At 50.3% G+C, this 15,228-nt stretch carries 16 protein-coding genes and 1 pseudogene; 7 read left to right on the top strand and 10 right to left on the bottom strand.

The annotated features are described in order from the left end of the window. The first annotated feature begins 11 nt into the window (after positions 1 to 11). Entirely contained in the window at positions 12 to 155 is a 144-nt protein-coding gene (locus ACP158_RS06140) for a hypothetical protein (protein WP_424948064.1), read from the top strand. Continuing rightward, on the top strand, positions 107 to 280 hold the full coding sequence (locus ACP158_RS06135; protein ID WP_424948063.1) for a hypothetical protein: 174 nt from the start codon (positions 107 to 109) through the stop codon (positions 278 to 280). Before ACP158_RS06140 ends, ACP158_RS06135 begins: the two co-directional genes overlap by 49 nt. A gap of 187 nt (positions 281 to 467) precedes the next feature. On the opposite strand, the pseudogene ACP158_RS06130 reads toward ACP158_RS06135, so the two are convergent. From ACP158_RS06130 to ACP158_RS06115, 4 genes and pseudogenes are all read right to left on the bottom strand, one after another. Further along, a pseudogene (locus tag ACP158_RS06130) lies at positions 468 to 788 on the bottom strand (integrase core domain-containing protein); the annotation flags it as partial. A 20-nt stretch (positions 789 to 808) separates the two neighbouring features. After that, entirely contained in the window at positions 809 to 931 is a 123-nt protein-coding gene (locus ACP158_RS06125) for a hypothetical protein (RefSeq protein WP_424948062.1), read from the bottom strand. A gap of 215 nt (positions 932 to 1,146) precedes the next feature. Then, entirely contained in the window at positions 1,147 to 1,632 is a 486-nt protein-coding gene (locus ACP158_RS06120) for an NUDIX hydrolase (protein WP_424948061.1), read from the bottom strand. Between the two features lie 117 nt (positions 1,633 to 1,749). Beyond that, a complete protein-coding gene (locus tag ACP158_RS06115) occupies positions 1,750 to 2,442 on the bottom strand; it encodes a Crp/Fnr family transcriptional regulator (protein WP_424948060.1) in 693 nt (230 codons plus the stop codon). Positions 2,443 to 2,908: 466 nt separating this feature from the next. Here ACP158_RS06115 and ACP158_RS06110 point away from each other — a divergent pair, with 466 nt between their 5' ends. Both ACP158_RS06110 and hemW read left to right on the top strand, forming a co-directional pair. Continuing rightward, positions 2,909 to 3,892 (top strand): D-2-hydroxyacid dehydrogenase, encoded by a 984-nt coding sequence (locus tag ACP158_RS06110; protein ID WP_424948059.1) that lies wholly within the window; start codon positions 2,909 to 2,911, stop codon positions 3,890 to 3,892. Then, positions 3,892 to 5,079 (top strand): radical SAM family heme chaperone HemW, encoded by a 1,188-nt coding sequence (gene hemW, locus ACP158_RS06105; protein WP_424948058.1) that lies wholly within the window; start codon positions 3,892 to 3,894, stop codon positions 5,077 to 5,079. Before ACP158_RS06110 ends, hemW begins: the two co-directional genes overlap by 1 nt. 148 nt (positions 5,080 to 5,227) lie before the next feature. Here hemW and ACP158_RS06100 read toward each other — a convergent pair whose 3' ends face one another. From ACP158_RS06100 to ACP158_RS06075, 6 genes are all read right to left on the bottom strand, one after another. After that, entirely contained in the window at positions 5,228 to 6,484 is a 1,257-nt protein-coding gene (locus ACP158_RS06100; RefSeq protein WP_424948057.1) for an anaerobic glycerol-3-phosphate dehydrogenase subunit C, read from the bottom strand. 5 nt (positions 6,485 to 6,489) lie between these two features. Continuing rightward, entirely contained in the window at positions 6,490 to 6,618 is a 129-nt protein-coding gene (locus ACP158_RS06095; protein ID WP_424948056.1) for a hypothetical protein, read from the bottom strand. Continuing rightward, entirely contained in the window at positions 6,611 to 7,849 is a 1,239-nt protein-coding gene (locus ACP158_RS06090; protein ID WP_424948055.1) for an FAD-binding protein, read from the bottom strand. Before ACP158_RS06090 ends, ACP158_RS06095 begins: the two co-directional genes overlap by 8 nt. Then, positions 7,846 to 9,408 (bottom strand): FAD-dependent oxidoreductase, encoded by a 1,563-nt coding sequence (locus tag ACP158_RS06085; RefSeq protein ID WP_424948054.1) that lies wholly within the window; start codon positions 9,406 to 9,408, stop codon positions 7,846 to 7,848. Before ACP158_RS06085 ends, ACP158_RS06090 begins: the two co-directional genes overlap by 4 nt. Continuing rightward, positions 9,389 to 11,404, bottom strand: a complete 2,016-nt coding sequence (locus ACP158_RS06080) for an ABC transporter permease (protein ID WP_424948053.1) — start codon at positions 11,402 to 11,404, stop codon at positions 9,389 to 9,391. The genes ACP158_RS06085 and ACP158_RS06080 overlap by 20 nt, the downstream gene beginning before the upstream one ends. A 139-nt stretch (positions 11,405 to 11,543) precedes the next feature. After that, complete coding sequence (locus ACP158_RS06075) at positions 11,544 to 12,587, bottom strand: ABC transporter substrate-binding protein (RefSeq protein WP_424948052.1); 1,044 nt, start codon at positions 12,585 to 12,587, stop codon at positions 11,544 to 11,546. Positions 12,588 to 12,687: 100 nt separating this feature from the next. Here ACP158_RS06075 and ACP158_RS06070 point away from each other — a divergent pair, with 100 nt between their 5' ends. The 3 genes from ACP158_RS06070 (at position 12,688) to ACP158_RS06060 (ending at position 15,177) form a co-directional block, all read left to right on the top strand. Further along, on the top strand, positions 12,688 to 13,536 hold the full coding sequence (locus ACP158_RS06070) for a DeoR/GlpR family DNA-binding transcription regulator (RefSeq protein ID WP_424948051.1): 849 nt from the start codon (positions 12,688 to 12,690) through the stop codon (positions 13,534 to 13,536). Then, positions 13,533 to 14,618 (top strand): quaternary amine ABC transporter ATP-binding protein, encoded by a 1,086-nt coding sequence (locus tag ACP158_RS06065; protein ID WP_424948050.1) that lies wholly within the window; start codon positions 13,533 to 13,535, stop codon positions 14,616 to 14,618. Before ACP158_RS06070 ends, ACP158_RS06065 begins: the two co-directional genes overlap by 4 nt. A gap of 241 nt (positions 14,619 to 14,859) precedes the next feature. Next, positions 14,860 to 15,177: a hypothetical protein gene (locus ACP158_RS06060; RefSeq protein WP_424948049.1), complete on the top strand. Its 318-nt coding sequence runs from the start codon at positions 14,860 to 14,862 to the stop codon at positions 15,175 to 15,177. Positions 15,178 to 15,228: the final 51 nt, after the last annotated feature.

Below are 15,228 nucleotides of genomic sequence, written 5' to 3'. Positions count from 1 at the left end.
TTGAGAGGGCAATGGTAAATAATTGTCGCGCAAAGCGTGACACAACCGACGGCTACGCCACTCTGGATTCCCGCCTGCCGGCGAGAATGACAAATAAGGGTCGTCATTGCCCGGCTTGTTCCGGGCAATCCAGTGGAATATGCCGTCCGGCGTAGCCGGACTCCTTTGCTTTGATGCCGCGCCGTTTGATGCGAGAATGACGGCAAGGCGATGGTGCTTGTTATGGTGCTTGTTGCTTACATGTATGAGCGCGTCCCGGCGGCTACGCCGAACGATTTAATAACTGGATTGCCCGGAACAAGCCGGGCAATGACGAATTGACGGGATAATGGTGAACCGAGAGGACAATGGCGCGTTGAGACGCCAAAGTAACCGAGAAAAAGGAGTCACGCTGCGCGTGACAAATATTCCACTAGATTGCCCGGCCAATAATAATATGGGCCGGGCAATGACAAATTATAAGGCAATGTATAGGTCCATAACATATGGCACTCCGGTTGGTTGATGATCAGGGATTGCATAGGAGAGAGCAGGGCCAATGCCCGGTGGGGTCGTTCGGTGTTGTAAAACACCAGCCAGTCGGCCAGTTCTTGGTTAAAACCGTCCAGGTCGGTGAACAGTAAATCCTCGTGGTAGTCGATGAAACTCTCCTGAATGGCGCGGTTGAAGCGTTCACAATGGGCGTTCATTTTCGGCGACCTCGGATAGGTCCACCAGTGGGTGATGTGATTGCGTTTGAGTTCGCTTTCGAAGTCTTTCATAAACTCCGAGCCGTTGTCGGTCAACACATAGCGGATCGGCGCCAGAGTCAGGGTGATGAGGGTTCATAGTCCCAACGATGCCCGATTTTGGCGGCGCGGTAAAACCCTCTTATTCCGTAGCCAATATGCTGGATTTGCATGGCATCTCCTCTTGGGTTGAGGTGTGCCATATGTATCTGAGCCTATGCAGGTTTTAGTGCTTTATGTTTTGCCAACTTTCCTATATAAGTCCGAAAAATAGGGGGTTTAGAAGGTAAAAATCGTCTATTTTTAGAAGATTTTTACCCTCTATAGTTAATGTAAATTATTGATTTACCGCATAACAATCTATCATGACTTGATAAACTGATTCAAAACCGGGACTACCCTTGAATTGCCGCCCCGGTCATGGCCTAACAATGATCTCAAGAAACATTTTTACGAAACGATAGGTGAGTCCCCATAATACTTTTCCTGACCGAAACTGAATGCCGGGATGGGATTGTTGTGCGCGAACATCTTGGCGGGCGGATGCGGATAATGCCGGCGGGTGCAGCAGGTCATCAACCTTGATCCAGAAACTATCGCCGACCTCCGGGCTATGACTGACCGCCTGGGGCGGGTCGAGATTAAAAACCAAACAACTGATAATCAACGAAATATCCCGGTCATGGCTCCTGCCCTGTTGGTCATCCAGACGCGCAAGCAACGCATTCGCGGGCAACCTTATCCCAACCTCCTCATCGGTTTCCCGCCGTGCGGTGGCGGCGATATCTTGGTCGCGCCGATCGCTGTTGCCGCCTGGGAAAGCGATTTGCCCTGACCACGGGTCATCTTTATTTTCCGCTCTTTGTATGAAGAACATTTCGGCATCGGTATCCAGATTACGCAATATGAGCGCCACCGAAGCTGATTTGCGGTCGCCGATTTTGATTAATTTGGGGCGGTATTGCCTGAGCTTGGACGCTATAAGCCCTGGCGCTATGAGCTTTGGCGAATTGTTCACACGCTAACTTTCAGGAACGCCTTCAACCCATTCATGCAGTCGCTTGCAATCCTCAATAATAAGCCGTTTTCGCTTGCGCTTGATCAACCCCGCTTTCTCCAGTTTCTTCAACTCGCGGCTTACCGCCTCCCTGGTGCAACTCAACCGACTGGCGAGTTCCGTCTGAGTGGGCGGATTATTGATGCGGGCAACGCCGTCAAAATCCAGGTTCTGTTTCGCAATGCGCAACAGATGGGCGTGAATCCGCCGGCTGACATCCAAAGTGGCATACTCAAAAATTCGAGCGCACAATTGCCGCACTATCCCGGTCAGTTGCTGGAGCATTTCAATGCAAACCGCCGGATATTTTTGCAATATCCTGAGAAAGTCGCTCGGCGACACAATGGTGATTGTGGTGTCGGACAACGCGATGACATTAGCCGAGCGCGGTTTTCCATCAATCGCCGAAAACTCCCCGAAGTTGCCGCCCGCCGCAATGTCGCTGAAACTGACTTCCTTGCCTGCATTGGAAAAAAGGGTGACTCTTACACTTCCAGCATTGATCAGATATAAATTGGTATCGCGGTCCATGACCCGAACGATGTACTTGCCTTTCTTGAATTTCTTAACAGAAGATTTTTTCAATAGCCGTTCGCGGTCTTCCTTGGTCAGTAGTCTAAGAAATGATTTGCACTGTTCTTTATGGTATTCAGCCATTGCTGTTTTTATGCGATGCGTGTTCAAAAATCAGGTTTAAAAATTACCGCCACCGAAACTAATCATGGTGAAACTAATCATGGTATTGTTTTGCGGCGTCGCCAAACGATTTTATCAGACGATTTTATCGTTTGGCCAAAATAATGATAGTGACACAACACACTACCGAAAATAAACCATTACTTCAACAGCGTTTGGACGTTTGTCTGTGAAAAAACCATGATGAAAGGGGATATGCTTAACCTCACAGTGCCATATCGCTGACGTTTCAGCGCACTGTTGCGGCGGCGGCCACTGCCCGGAGCATCCGAAATGCCGTCATCCCCACCTTTCACCCCCGGGCGGAATGACGGGTCGGGTGGCTACGGCAATCATCATAACCCGTCATAAATATAGGACAAAAAATGCGGGTTTATTCGTATGCGCGAAGTCAAGGTTATAAGGCGGTTAAGTATATAATTCCCCAATGAAAGGCGTGATTCTCGATAAAGACTCATTCGACCGCGGCGATATCGACTTGCAAAAACTCCGGCGGCATCCCGCTGAATGGATCGATTATGCAAGCACCTCGCCCGATCAAATCAACCACAGAATAAATGGGTGTGAAATAATAATTACCAACAAAGTCAGGCTGAATAAGGGTTTGCTCGAATCAACACCTTGTTTGAAACTAATTATAATCGCAGCAACCGGCACTGATAATGTTGATCTCGACGCATGTCGCGCAAGCGGCGTCACGGTTTGCAATGTCAGGCATTACGCAACCCCTGCTGTCGTTCAGCACACCTTCGCGCTGATGCTCAATTTGTTGACCAATCAATTTCGATATCATCAAGCCGTGATAGCCGGCGCCTGGAGCAACAGCACTGTATTTTGTTTGCTCGACTATCCCATCGTCGAAATCCAGAATAAAACTTTGGGGATAATTGGTTATGGCGCGTTGGGCAAAAAAGTCGCTGAGATCGCTAAAGCGTTTGGAATGTCGGTGCAAATATGTCAAAGACCAGGCGGCAAAAGGCGGCGCGGCCGGATTTCATTCGAGCAACTGCTGGCGGATTCCGATGTGCTGACGCTCCATTGCCCGCTGACGCCGGATACGCTGAATTTGCTTGGGGAAAATGAATTTAAGCGCATGAAGCCAAACGCCATTGTTATTAACACCGCGCGCGGGGCAATCATAGACTCGACGGCGTTGGCGAATGCGCTGCAAACAGGACAAATTGCCGGCGCGGGAATAGATGTTTTAACCGAGGAGCCGCCTTCAAGTTCTCATCCATTATTACAATCGGCATTATTACAACCCGCCTTATTGAAACACGACGCCCCAAACCTGATCGTTACGCCACACAATGCCTGGGCAACCCGGGAATCCCGTCAGCGTCTAGTCGATCAAATGGCGGAAATTTTGGGTAAATGGTTACGCGGCCATCCGATAAATGTGGTTGGCTAATGCTCGTTCCTCCCCTGTCCCTGTACATTCATTTTCCGTGGTGCATTAAAAAATGCCCGTATTGCGATTTCAATTCCCACGCACTGAAAGGCGCGCTTGATGCGGAACAGCACGAGGAAAAATATATCCGGGCATTGATCGCCGACCTTGATGCCGATCTTGATGACGCCGGTTTTGATGACAATGTCGGGGCTGCAACCAAAGACAGGAAATTGATTTCTATTTTTATGGGCGGCGGCACGCCGAGCTTGTTTTCGGCGAAATCGTTTTCAACGCTTTTGCATCAAATTAAGCGGCGAATAGAATTTGATGCCAATATTGAAATCACGCTGGAAGCGAATCCTGGGACGCTTGAACACGATCAATTTGAGGCGTATTTAGCATCCGGCATTAATCGACTTTCCCTCGGCGTGCAAAGCTTCGATGACCGACAATTAAAAACCCTCGGCCGGATTCATGATGCCGACGCTGCCGAAAACGCGATACAGGCGGCCAAGGCCGCGGGGTTTGAAAACTTTAACCTGGATCTCATGTATGGCTTGCCCGACCAAACCGCCGCGGCGGCGGTGCAGGATTGTCTGCGTGCGATCAGCCATTCGCCCGCGCATTTATCTTTTTATCAACTGACCATTGAGCCGAATACTTTTTTTTATCATTGCCCGCCGCGCCTGCCCGACGACGATCAGCAAATTGAAATACAAACCGCATTGCAAAACACGCTAAACCAATGCGGCTACCGACAATATGAAGTCTCCGCATATTCTATTGCAGGTCGCGAATGCAAACATAACTTGAACTACTGGCAGTTTGGCGACTATCTCGGCATCGGCACCGGCGCGCATTCCAAGTTAACCGTCGGCGAGCGCGTTGTGCGCAGCTGGAAACAAAAACATCCCGAAACCTACATGGCGCATATTGAAAACAATACTGCGTATAAAACGCAAAAGCCAGTGCCTCAAAACCAACTCCTGTTCGAATTCATGATGAACGCCCTACGCCTCAAAGCCGGCATAAAATTAACGACATTGCAACAACGCACCGGGCTTTCCAAAAATTCGGCTGTCGCAGCGTTGCAACACGCCATTAACCAAAAATGGGTGGAGATAACCGATGAAACTATTCGATGCACTGAGCCGGGCTATTTATTCATTGATGAAATATTGCAACACCTGTTGCCGGAGTCGTGAGCCCAGAACCATAACACTGGAAGTTTGTCTCTTTAACGCCGCCAAGCCGGAGGCAAGCAAACCGCATCGGCGCGCCAGTTTTACGACAGGCTCTCTCACAGAACCGAATCGTCAAATAGAGCCAATATGGCTGATTTGTTCCTTTGAGCTAATCAGATTTTTTGCCCAGTGCCCGCATCAGTAACTGCACCGGGTGAATGCTTTCGATGCTTGTCCTCGCGACAATGTTCCAACGGCAAGTTTCGCTGTCGCACACAATGACATCCGGTTTGAATCGTCGGACCTGATCGACCAGCATTTTTCCAATCGACATGGCGATATCATAGTTGTTCTTGTGGTACCCATAGGTGCCGCCGATACCGCAGCAGTCGGCTTGGGAAAGCTCAAGCTCAATCCCCGGAATCAACCGCAGAAGTTCAACAGCGGGAGTCCCCATTCGATGACCGCGCAGTTGGCAGGGTGCGTGATACAGAACCCTTAATGGCAACGGTTTCAGGGATTCGCACAATTGACGGACATGTCGATCCAGAAGAAATTCACAGGCGTCCACAACGGCGTTGGCAACGTCTCTGCACCCTACGTCGGTCATATCCAGACAAGTGGCGTATTTCGACCGCAATGTGAGACTGCAACTAGTTGATGTTGAAATAATTTTTCGACCTTCTAAAGCCGAAGAATGGAGCGCATCGACGAGCACCCGCGCTCTGGCCCGAGCAGGAGTCGTTTCGCCACTAGACAACATCGGCAATGAGCAACACAGGTCTGTCGGCACATCGACCCTATAGCCTAAGTAATTCAACAGCCGCACCATGGCGATTCCGACGTCAGGGTCATAGTTATCAATTGCACAACCAGTGAAGTAGGAAACTACTGGCCCCTCAGGTTGAGTGTGTCTTATAAACCAGCGTTTAAATTGCCGACCATAAACTTTTGGCAGGGGTGCCTCGCGATGTATATCGAGGAGCCATTCGATGATGCCCCGAAGGACCGAGATTCCCAACAGATTATTGGTCAGCCGCGGGAAAACGCCGCCCAACCACCCAATGAGTTCCGGCCGGTTGAGGAGACGCTGCCCTAGTTGGACACCCCTCCCTTTCTCCATAATTTCGGATTTTGCCAACGCAATAATGTCGCTAATTGCCACATTGTTTGGACAGACACTGGTACACACGCCACATCCGCTACAGAGCATGGGTGAAATTTCGAAGCCAGATTTGATCACACGGAAACGTTGCGCCTGTGGACCCGAGTACATGGGTCCGGGAAACTCCCCAGTAACAGCAGCAACCGGACAATGGGCGTGGCAAATACCACATTTAGTGCACTGGTCCATAGAGCGCAGCACGGTACGACGGTCTCGCTCCGTTTCGCGTAGCTCAAATGCTGTGCTTGCCTGTTGTTCCATAGGCACTACCCTGCTTTTTCATAAACTTGTTTGACACTCCAGCGCCATACCGCCAGAGTCAGCAACCCCTCAGCGAGATATGCCGAGGTCGCTATACCGCCGTAATCAATGCCAATAAACACGCCACTATCCATTGCTTATGGTCTCCAGATAAACCTGCGCATTTTCGGCAGCGGCCCATCCCGTCGCAATGCACACACCCTCTGTCGAGCTTTCCATGGCTGGATTCCAATGCGCCAGAGTGCGTCCAGTCACAAATGCGTTATGCCAAACTCCCGACTCTTTTCGTTGTGGTCGCAATGCATTGTCGGTTTCAACACCCGCGACATGTAACGCATTCAGAGATTGATCCACAGTGGCGGCATTCAGCGGTTCACTTTGAAAAGCATGAAACCCGAAGGCGGTCTCATGAACCAACCCGTAAGAATCCACATCAAGCCCGCCCATAAACACACCGCCACTGGAAACGATAACCACGGAAGCCTCGAAGCGGCGCCCCAGATCGTCATAAATGACGATCTGATTACCTTCAACAAACCAGCGTCGGCCCGGATACCCCCCCAGATGGAACGCAGTGCAACTATTCTGCAAGTGATGGGTAAAAGCATGTTCTAACCGCATCCCCGGAACACTTGGTGGAAGCGTTGGCACCTCCAGACAAGGCACCTCCAATACGCGTTCCGCGGCGGCCAAGACCTCACTGTTTCTGCTCATGCCCATAATGGCAGGAAACAAAATGACCTCGGTCTGGGTCGGCACCGATTCCTTGATCGCAGAAAAGTAGCCATCCAACTCATCCAACGCATCGAATGCTTTTGCTATCACGGTGTTTTCAAGAATTTTACTGGGTGCGTCAATGTCAAAGATGCTATTGTTGATACCTGAATTGCCAAGCCCAACCGCTATCAGATCGGCCGGAAAATTCCGATAATCCCGAAGTCGGGCAATAGCCACGGTTTTCCCACTGATCTTTTCCATCGTTGCCTGATGATTGAATGTTCCATATACGGGAATGCATAAACCAGCTGCTGAAACAGCCAACTTATTACTGCCATTAATGGCGACGCGCTGGTGGATTTCCCCAATTATATTTTCGTACCAGTTAAAAGCGTTTTTTACCTGCTGGACGCCAACCTTCTGATATGGATGGCGCTTATCCAGGTGAGAAATCTCGGCAAGCGGCGCAGTCACAATCTGTTCACTACAAGATGACGTATAACCAAGGACGTGAATACCTTCGGGGGCATAATGCAGGGACCCAACGCCATTAGAGAACATTCGAATGGAATATCCGCACTCATCCAGCCGCGTCGCCGCGATCAGGCCGTCGAATTCCGAACCGATGATGATGGCATCTGTTTTCACTGGTAATCATCTGGCGGCATTATTTCCCTGTTGAGCCGCACCCCCAGCGTCTCGCGGTAAACCATGTCACTCAACAACGCCTGTCTGGCCTGCGACCCCCAAGCCGTGTGAATAACGCCTTTGAGACGTTCAACCCAAAACCCTTTCAAATCATCACTGGCAGGATAATCCGGATGACGACTGGCGATAAGTGCCGCAACGCGGCTACCGCAAAATGTTCCCTGGCAGGGACCAAATCCAATTCGTAACCGACGCCGCAAATCGTGTAGATGACAAATGCCATGATTTTCGATTAAGTCAATAACATCTGACTGCTCAACCGCTTCACATTCACAAACTGGTGCTAGAAAGCGTCGCTCTTTTTCAATTCGCAAAAAGTTGTTTGTCGGTTGCCAACTAGAATTTTTCGTGCCTTTATTGAGGAGCGTGGTTGCCGTGGTGGATGGCGCAATGAGACCGAGTGACTGGCATACATGATTACCAAGGTCCTCCGCCATAAATCGATGCGTGGTCAACGACCCGCCGCAAACAGTGAAAAAGCCCGCAAAACCATTTTTGCCATGATCGATGACAGTATGGCGTCGGGACAAAGGTGTATCGGGCGGCCAATTCTGGGGACAATACAACGGCCGCACACCCGCCCATGCGCGAAGTGCCCGGTAGCTCCTTACCTTGGGGATAATGGCCTCCGCGCTATCCAGTAGTTCCTGGATTTCCCGGGGGCATACACGGGTAGTGTCGGGATTATCCACAACCTTTGATGTGGTGCCGAATAAACTGACGGTGCCCGTCGGGACCATGATGTCATGGCTGGTCGGCGGTCTGCACCGGCTGACCACGCGCTGTACCATACGGTGCGAGAATACGATGATCGAACCTTTCACTAGATGAAGATCAACACTCTCTCCAACCATGTCAGCCACGCGGGCTGACCACGGCCCCGCTGCATTAATAACAACATCTGCTTCCAGCAGTTGTTCGCCAGACGAACCGACAACACGAACATAGCGCACCCGTCCATTAGCCACCTCAACCCCTTTCACTTGGTGGCGTGTGAGAATAGTGCCGCCCTTGCGCCGCACGTCATCAGCGAGAAGATTCACCAACCGCCAGGACTGGACAGTGGCATCTGGAACAGAGAACGCTCTTAGCACATTCCGGCTAATCGCTGGCTCTTCGGCCATGACCCAATCCGGGTCCAACTCTTCCACAGGAATGTGTGCGTTTTGACATCCGGTAACAAACTTGTCGGCGAAATCGGGGGGGTCACCAGCAAGGGAGATAAAAAGCCCCCCGGTCTGCTCCACAGCTTCAGGCATCAAGTCGGCGACGATAAGGCGTTCTCGCATGCATTGCGCAGCATATTCGGTATCACTAACAGCGTAACGCGCACCACTTTGCAACATGCCATGGAAGCGACTGCTGGTGCCACAGCCCAAGTCACCGGATTCAACCAGAGTCACGTCAAACCGACGCAAAATCAGATCACGGGCGACGCTACACCCGGTCGCGCCGCCGCCTATTACTACCACCCGGGCGTTAGAGTTGATGGGCGGCATTCAGACCGAGCTCCGATTTATGCTTTTGCACCCACGCATTGATCAGGCGATCCGCCACGATAGCGATAAATGCGACACAGATCCCAGCAGTAACGCCGCGCCCGGGATCGACTTTCGACAACGCGATGAGCGTTTCCTGACCAAGATCACGGGTACCGACCAGTGCCGTGATGATCAACATGCTAAGACCCATCATCAGAGTCTGATTTACCCCAAGCATGATGTCCGGAAGTGCCAGCGGCAGTTGTACCCGTCTCAGAATTTGCATGCGGGTACACCCCATTGCGCGGGCGGCTTCTATCAAATGCGGGGCGACCTGCCGGATACCGTGATCGGTGTAGCGAATCGCCGGTACTATCGCGTACATGACCACCGCAACCATGGCTGAGAACTCACCTACGCCGAACAACATGATAACGGGAATTAGATAAACAAAGGATGGCAATGTCTGCAATGTATCGATAATCACCTGCACAATATTATGAATGCGCTCATTCCCGGCGGAAATCACACCGATGGGAATACCGACAATGCTGGCGAGAAATACACAAACCCCGACAAGGTATGCCGAGATCATGGCTTTTTCCCACAACCCGACGACGGCAATAAACGAAATTAGCACAGTACAAAGGATAGCAAGGCGCAACCGCCCCAAATGATAACCAACCGCGGAAATAAAAAGGACGGTTCCCAGCCAGGGCAAAGACAACATGAAACTCTTGGACGGTTTCAGAATATAGATAAAGAAGAACCGCCGGAAGCCTTCAATATAGTCGTACAGATTGATATTAATCCAATCAATGATATTGTCCCAAAACTTACCCGTGCTGAACGTCCAGGAATCGGGAACCTGAGAAATTACCGGAACCCAGTGTCCGATGATGGTTGTGCCGATGACAATAGCAACAATTATAGTCAACAACGCGTATTTTTTGCTAAATGACGGCGCGGTATTCCGATGCACTGGTCTGCGCGCTGCGAATTGCTGACTGATTCGATCCAGCACAACGGCAACTAGCGTAATTGCAATACCCGCCTCAGCACCCTGCCCGATACGAAGGGCTTTCAGTGCCTGCCATACGTCAAAACCCAGACCACCGGCACCGATAAGCGAAGCAATAATAACCATGTTCAGTGTCAGCATGATTACTTGGTTGACACCCACCATTAACCGAGGCCGAATCGACGGGAGCATAACTTTCCACATGAGCTGCCGGGCCGAACTCCCCGCTATGCGGCCAAACTCCACAGTTTCGCCACTCACCCGGGACAAGGATATCCTGGTCACACGAGCCATCGGCGGCATGGCATAAATCAAAGTGACCACCATGGCGGAAGCCGGGCCATAACCAAACAACATCAACACAGGCACTAGATAGGCGAACACCGGCATAGTTTGCATAAAATCAAATACTGGCATCAGAACTCTGTCCATGACCACCCATTTGAACGCGGCAATGCCCAGTAGCAGGCCGGTAATAATACCGATCAATACAGCTACGATAATTGAGGCAAGGGTCAGCATGGTGCTTTCCCACAGACCGACAAACGCGACATACAAAAAAGAAATAACAACAAAAACTGTTAAGCGTCGATCGCCCAGTGATGCAGCCAGCAACACAATGCCGATGGTTATACCGAGCCATGACAGAGGCGGGATCTGCAACAACGCGTCATGTTCACCCTCAACCGTGAAACCGGTTACCAGCAGGCCTCTGAGAAACAGTATTGGGACATTAAGTAGAGATCCAATAGCGCGAGTAAATTCCTTGAAGGTGAAAAGTCCGAGGTCAGCTTCATTGACCAGCCACTTGATTTTAACCGAGAGAGAATCTCCCAATGGGATGACCCATGTGCTTGGATAGTCGCTCGCCCAAGATAGTGCCGACCACTGGAACTTAATCAGAATGACCGCGAGAATGGCTACAAAGATTAAAGCAATGCTTGGCTTTATGCGCGGCCAGGAAATCGCATGTGTCAATTTCGTCTCGTTCATGGACGCTATGTTGAATGAAGTAGAGAAACGTCCTTAAGTTGTTATCCATATTTGTACAACCAACATAGCTACCAATGACTGTGACCGGGACCGGGACCGAGCCTCGATCACAGTTTGTTACGCTTGTCGGGGAGAATATCTATTTGAGCCAAGATTTCCATGTGCTCTCGTTGTCGGCAATCCACTTTTGTGCAACCGCTTTGGTATCCATACCTTCAACATCGGATTGGAACACCAACTCACCAGCAGTCTTTGCATCCAGTGTGAATTTGCGCCAAACGTCGTAGGCTTTTGGCCAGATCTTTTCGCCACCGGCCCACGCGGCCTTCCACATATGCCCGTTTGGCCGACCGCAGTCGTGGGTCATGCTGGAATTCACTCCCCAAGATGGATCGTCGTAACAAGCATCATCATATTCCGGCCATTTTACAAACTCGCCCGGATACAATGCGGGAATCCAATAGGGCTCCCATGACCATGCGATAATGGGTTGTTTTCGCTTGATTGCCGCTACCAAATCAGCAGAAAGAGCACCATCGCTACCAGCATTAATGACTTCGAAGTCAAGATCCAGCGCTGCGATCCGCTCCGGATCGGTACCGCCCCATTCAAGCGGCCCACTCAGGAAGCGTGCCTTGGGCTCGGTCTCAACCACCGAAAGAGCATTGACACAACCAGGTTCCAGCAAGGCTTTCCAGTCAGGCAACCCCGGGCAATAATCTTTCACATACAGCGGATACCACCAGTCTTCGTTAACAGCGATACCGATATTTCCCATGTTGAGAACATTGCCAGATGCAAACGCTTCATCAAGAACCGCTTTGGCCGTTGTATCCCATCCGGGGGAAGCAATGTGAAGATCGCCCGCACCAACGCCTGTGAATTGGCCGATGTAATCAGCGGGCGTATATTCAACATTGTAGCCGAGTTTCTTAATCAGTTCTCCGTAGATAAACATGATGATGTTATCGCCAGAGTAGCCCATCATAACGATTTTTACGGGGTCTTTTGATTCCGGAACATCGGCTTTGGCCGCTGTCAGCCCAATGACACCAAACGCCAGACCTAACATGACGACGCAGGTTACGATTTTTCGAGTAATTTTTAACATTTCTATTCCCCAGAGTATTTGTTGATAAGTAAAAATGGCTTGCAAAGCCTGCTTTTCAAATGCACGAGCCACTATAACTGATATAACGATAAATATCAATCAAAAAAACTATCGTTTATGATTGATATTTATTGATGAATGATTTGATCACTCATGCTATAAGGGTCTCATGATGATGAAAAATCGAAATCCATCGACTCGCCGCGCCACCATTCAACGACAACTCCGTTTGGATGGCACGGTTAGCGTTGAGTCCCTTGCAAGAGAACTGGATGTGTCTGTCGCCACCATCCGACGTGACCTGACGCTCCTGAATGACGAGGGATCGATCCAGCGGACACATGGCGGGGCAATAGCCACCGTAACACGCGGTGCCGACCAGGCTTTTGCATTACGTGAACAAATCGACCGTGACGGGAAACGCTTGATCGCCCGTGATGCCATCGAGTTAATCGAGCCCAACCAGACTCTATTCATGAACGACGGGTCAACATTGCTGGCATTGGCGCGAGACCTGGTAGCATCAGGGATGACGTTGACCGTGGCCACCCCAGGCATCAATATCGCAACCGCCTTGTCGGAAAATCCTGGCATCAGCACCTATCTTGCCGGCGGTCTGGTCAGGCACAAAACTCTGGGGACGACCGGTGATTTCGTTGAGCATATGTTGTCCACCATCAACGCCGATATAGCATTCCTTGCTACCGAAGGCTTGTCCGTAGATGAAGGATTGACTTATTCCTATGAAGCCGACGCAAAAATTGCCCGTATCATGCAGGAGAAAGCGACCCGAACCGTGGTTCTGGCAACGGCGCGCAAACTTGGGCAACGCGACCGTATGACCGCTTTTCCGGCATCCGAGATCGATGTGCTGGTCACCGACTGTCGCAACGATAGTCAAGTTCAGGTATTTCGTAATTTGGGTATTTCAGTGGTGGTGGCGACAGCCACGGAGTATATTAACAGCAATATTCAGGGTGATGCTGGCATAAATGCGTGCACACAGGTAAAACCAAAATGACAAGCGCAAAACCCGATAATGTCGATACAGAGGGAACAGGGATAAAACTTTCATGCCACAATGTCTGGAAAGTCTTCGGCAGTAATGCCGAACAGTTCATGGCTCAACATAACGGATATCCCAGTCCACAAGACTTGCGCCAGGCCGGTCTCATAGCCGCTGTACGCAATGTCACGGTAAAGATTGAGGAAGGCGAGATTTTCGTCATCATGGGATTATCCGGTTCTGGCAAGTCCACGCTGGTGCGCTGCTTTTCAAGGCTGATTGAATCGACTATCGGAAGCGTACTGTTTGATGGACAAAATCTACAGGCTATGTCAGACGCGGAACTGAATGAAATCAGACGCCATAAGATGGGTATGGTGTTCCAGCATTTTGCCCTGCTACCACACTTGACTGTTATAGGAAATGTTGCGTTTCCGCTGGAAATACAGGGTGCCGACAAACATTCGCGTGAACAGCGTGCACTGGAAATGATCGAGCTGGTAGGACTCCAGGGGCGCGAGAACTATTACCCGCAAGAGCTGTCGGGTGGTCAGCAACAGCGCGTAGGCATCGCTCGTTCATTAGCGGTGGAGCCTGACATCTGGTTTCTTGATGAACCCTTTTCTGCCCTTGATCCACTGATACGACGTGAAATGCAGGATGAGTTCATGCGCCTGCAAAGTCTACTTCACAAAACCATCATCTTTATCACTCATGATTTTGACGAGGCAATCAAACTCGCGGATCGTATAGCCATCATGAAGGACGGAGAGATTGTTCAGATTGGCACACCCGAAGAACTAGTGCTTGCTCCTGCGACAAACTACGTCGAAGAATTCACCATGGGAATTTCCCGCTCCAAGGTGCTGTCAGTAAAATCAATCATGGCAATCGCAAGGCCCGGGAGAATCGGCCGCACATCTCTATCAGTAGCGGAACATGCGAAGATTGACGACATTGCGCCCACAGTTATCGACAGCGGCGGCGATGCCCTAGTGGTGGATACTAACGGTCAGCCGACCGGAATATTGACTCGGCAGGCTGTCATCGACGTGCTGATAAACAGAAGAGAGTCCAAGTACAGCACTTTGCCATGATGCTTGCGATTGGAATAATTTGGTTTGAAATTTTTTTACCGAACGACTAGCCCACGTCACACTCAACACCCACCGACTATAAGTCGGTGGGTTGGTATAGGGTTGAAAGTTCCATCTAATATCGAGTAAACCCGGTTTATTCTTCAACTTCAAAGTTCGCATTCGGCTTCTCCTTAAAATGATGCCCCAATAGCGTTTCTTGATATGCGGAAATTATTCAAACGGCTGCGATGACCGCGTTGTGCGCAGCTGGAAACAAAAACATCCCGAAACCTACATGGCGCATATTGAAAACAATACGCCGTATAAAATGCAAAACCCAGTGCCGCAAAACCAACTCCTGTTCGAATTCATGATGAACGCCCTGCGCCTCAAAGCCAGCATAAAATTAACGACATTGCAACAACGCACCGGACTTTCCAAAAATTTGGCTGTCAACGCTTTACAACACGGAATTAATCAAAAATGGGTGGAGGTCGCCGACGACTGGATTCGTTGCACCGAGCCGGGTTATTTATTCATCGATGAAATTTTACAATCCCTGTTGCCGGAGCAGTGAGTCCCGATAAAATCATGACACCGGAAGTTTTTTCTGTTTAACGTCGGCAGA

It is taken from the genome of Candidatus Spongiihabitans sp., assembly GCF_965247905.1.
Taxonomy (GTDB): domain Bacteria; phylum Pseudomonadota; class Gammaproteobacteria; order Arenicellales; family Poriferihabitantaceae; genus Spongiihabitans.
Note: the sequence above shows the minus strand (reverse complement) of the source record. Positions and strands in the feature narration are given on the sequence as shown.